This is a genomic window from Pontimicrobium sp. MEBiC01747 (assembly GCF_053601635.1).
In genome coordinates, this window is sequence record NZ_JBSHNS010000005.1 from 1 (window position 1) to 2,690 (window position 2,690).

General features: G+C 33.5%; 3 protein-coding genes. All 3 read left to right on the forward strand.

What is annotated here, in order from left to right; genetic code table 11:
* The first annotated feature begins 55 nt into the window (after window positions 1-55).
* A complete protein-coding gene (gene queG / locus ACVC2P_RS00040; protein ID WP_452596447.1) occupies window positions 56-979 on the forward strand; it encodes a tRNA epoxyqueuosine(34) reductase QueG in 924 nt (307 codons plus the stop codon).
* The gene (locus tag ACVC2P_RS00045; RefSeq protein WP_452596448.1) at window positions 980-1,180 is read left to right on the forward strand and encodes a hypothetical protein; all 201 of its coding nucleotides are present in this window, start codon (window positions 980-982) and stop codon (window positions 1,178-1,180) included. It abuts the gene before it with no gap.
* 210 nt (window positions 1,181-1,390) lie between these two features.
* Window positions 1,391-2,690: malic enzyme-like NAD(P)-binding protein (locus ACVC2P_RS00050; protein WP_452596449.1), on the forward strand; the 1,300-nt coding region annotated here is incomplete at its 3' end.

Genomic DNA, 2,690 nt, shown 5'->3' on the forward strand with positions numbered 1-2,690 from the left:
CCTACACTCTAATAAATAAAACCTAAAATAGAAGAAGCTATAAAGGCCATTAAAAATGAAGCCAAAAGCAAAACATACCAACCTTATAAAAACTGAAGCCAAGCGTTTGGGGTTTTTATCCTGTGGTATTAGCAAAGCTGAGTTTTTAGAAAAAGAAGCACCACGATTAGAGCAATGGTTAAACAATAATATGCATGGAGAAATGCGCTATATGGAAAACCATTTCGATAAGCGATTAGACCCAACAAAACTAGTAGAAGACTCTAAAAGTGTAATATCATTATTATTAAACTACTATCCGCAAGAAACCCAAACAGAAAATACCTTTAAAATTTCTAAATATGCTTATGGTAACGATTACCACCATATTATAAAAAGTAAACTAAAAGATTTAACTCATTTTATACAAGATGAAATAGGAGCAGTCAGCGGACGCGCTTTTGTAGATTCTGCACCAGTATTAGATAAAGCTTGGGCAGCAAAATCTGGATTAGGATGGGTAGGCAAACATAGTAACCTATTAACGCAACAAGTAGGATCCTTTTATTTTATAGCAGAGTTAATTATAGATTTAGAATTAGAATACGACACCATTACAACAGACCATTGTGGTACATGTACCAAATGTATAGATGCTTGCCCAACACAAGCCATTGTAGAACCGTATGTGGTAGATGGGAGCAAATGTATTTCGTATTTTACTATAGAACTTAAAGACCAATTGCCAAACTCTATGAAAGGACAGTTTGATGATTGGATGTTTGGCTGCGATGTCTGTCAAGACGTCTGTCCATGGAATAGGTTCTCTAAAGCCCATAACGAACCCTTGTTTAATCCGCACCCAGAACTGCTAGAGATGACCAAAAAAGATTGGGAAGAAATTACCGAAGATGTATTTAAAAAAGTATTTCAAAAATCGGCAGTAAAGCGAACTAAATTTTCTGGATTAAAACGTAATATTAATTTTTTAAAAGACTAGATGCATTGTCTATTAATCTACATAGAGTGGGAATTCTTTATATCTCCAATATTTGGTGCTATACTAGCTTTAATAGTTGCATTGTTAGAACCTGTATTTATTAAAGATGATGACTCTAGTTTTAAAGAGCGTTTCCATAAATATGGAAAACTATTCATACTAATAACAATGATACTAACGGTGTTTAATAAAATGCTATAACTTATTTTAAGTGCAAATTATTAGTTAATAGATTTGTTTTGAGTCTTTTAACATAAATTCTATAGAAGTTTATAAAACATTAAATGTTTTTTTGGTAAAAAAATCTAGAATTTTAAAAAGGATAAAATTATATCAGTCTATGATTCTTTTTACTAAAATCTTTTCTATTAAAAGCCTACATTTGTAAGTCAGAGTAAAATCATACCATATATGAGTAAACAGAGCAAGAGAAGAGAAGCTTTAGTATATCATGCTAAGCCAACACCAGGAAAAATAAAGGTAGTACCTACCAAAAAGTACGCCACGCAAAGAGATTTAGCTTTAGCCTATTCGCCAGGAGTTGCAGAACCTTGTTTAGAAATAGAAAAGGACATTAATAATGCCTATAAGTATACAGCAAAAGGAAACTTAGTAGCTGTAATATCTAACGGTACAGCTGTCTTAGGATTAGGAAACATTGGGCCAGAAGCCTCTAAACCAGTAATGGAAGGTAAAGGACTATTATTTAAAATATTTGCAGATATAGATGTTTTCGATATAGAAGTAGATACGGAGAATATAGAAGAGTTTATACAAACCGTTAAAATGATTGCTCCAACCTTTGGAGGGATAAATCTTGAAGATATAAAAGCTCCAGAAGCATTTGAAATAGAGACGCGTTTAAAGGAAGAGTTAAATATTCCTGTAATGCACGATGACCAACATGGAACAGCAATTATATCTGCAGCAGCATTAATTAATGCATTAGAAATTGCAGAAAAGAAAATTGAGGATGTTAAAATTGTTGTAAGTGGTGCAGGAGCAGCAGCAATTTCTTGTACAAGGTTATATTTAGCATGTGGAGCAAAACGCGAAAATGTAGTTATGCTAGATAGTCGTGGAGTTATTAGAGACGATAGAGAGAATTTAACCTCACAAAAGACAGAGTTTGCATCGCATAGAAGAATAGACACATTAGAAGAAGCCATGCAAGATGCAGATGTGTTTATAGGATTATCTAAAGCAGATATAGTTACAACAAATATGTTAAAAACTATGGCAAATAATCCTATCGTTTTTGCAATGGCTAACCCAGACCCTGAAATTAATTACGATGTTGCAATAACAACCCGTAAAGATATTATTATGGCTACAGGTAGAAGCGACCACCCTAACCAAGTAAACAATGTTTTAGGGTTTCCTTTTATTTTTAGAGGTGCATTAGATGTTAGAGCAACAGGAATTAACGAAGCTATGAAAATGGCAGCAGTAAAAGCCTTAGCAAGTCTAGCAAAAGAACCAGTTCCAGAACAAGTAAACATTGCATATGGAGAAACAAGGTTAACATTTGGAAGAGATTATATTATTCCAAAACCATTCGATCCACGTTTAATTGCAGAAGTACCACCAGCAGTAGCAAAAGCAGCTATGGAAAGTGGGATTGCAAAAGAGCCAATAACAGATTGGGAAAAGTATAAAGATGCTTTAATGGAACGTTTAGGGTCCGACAATAAAATCGTTAGACTTTTAA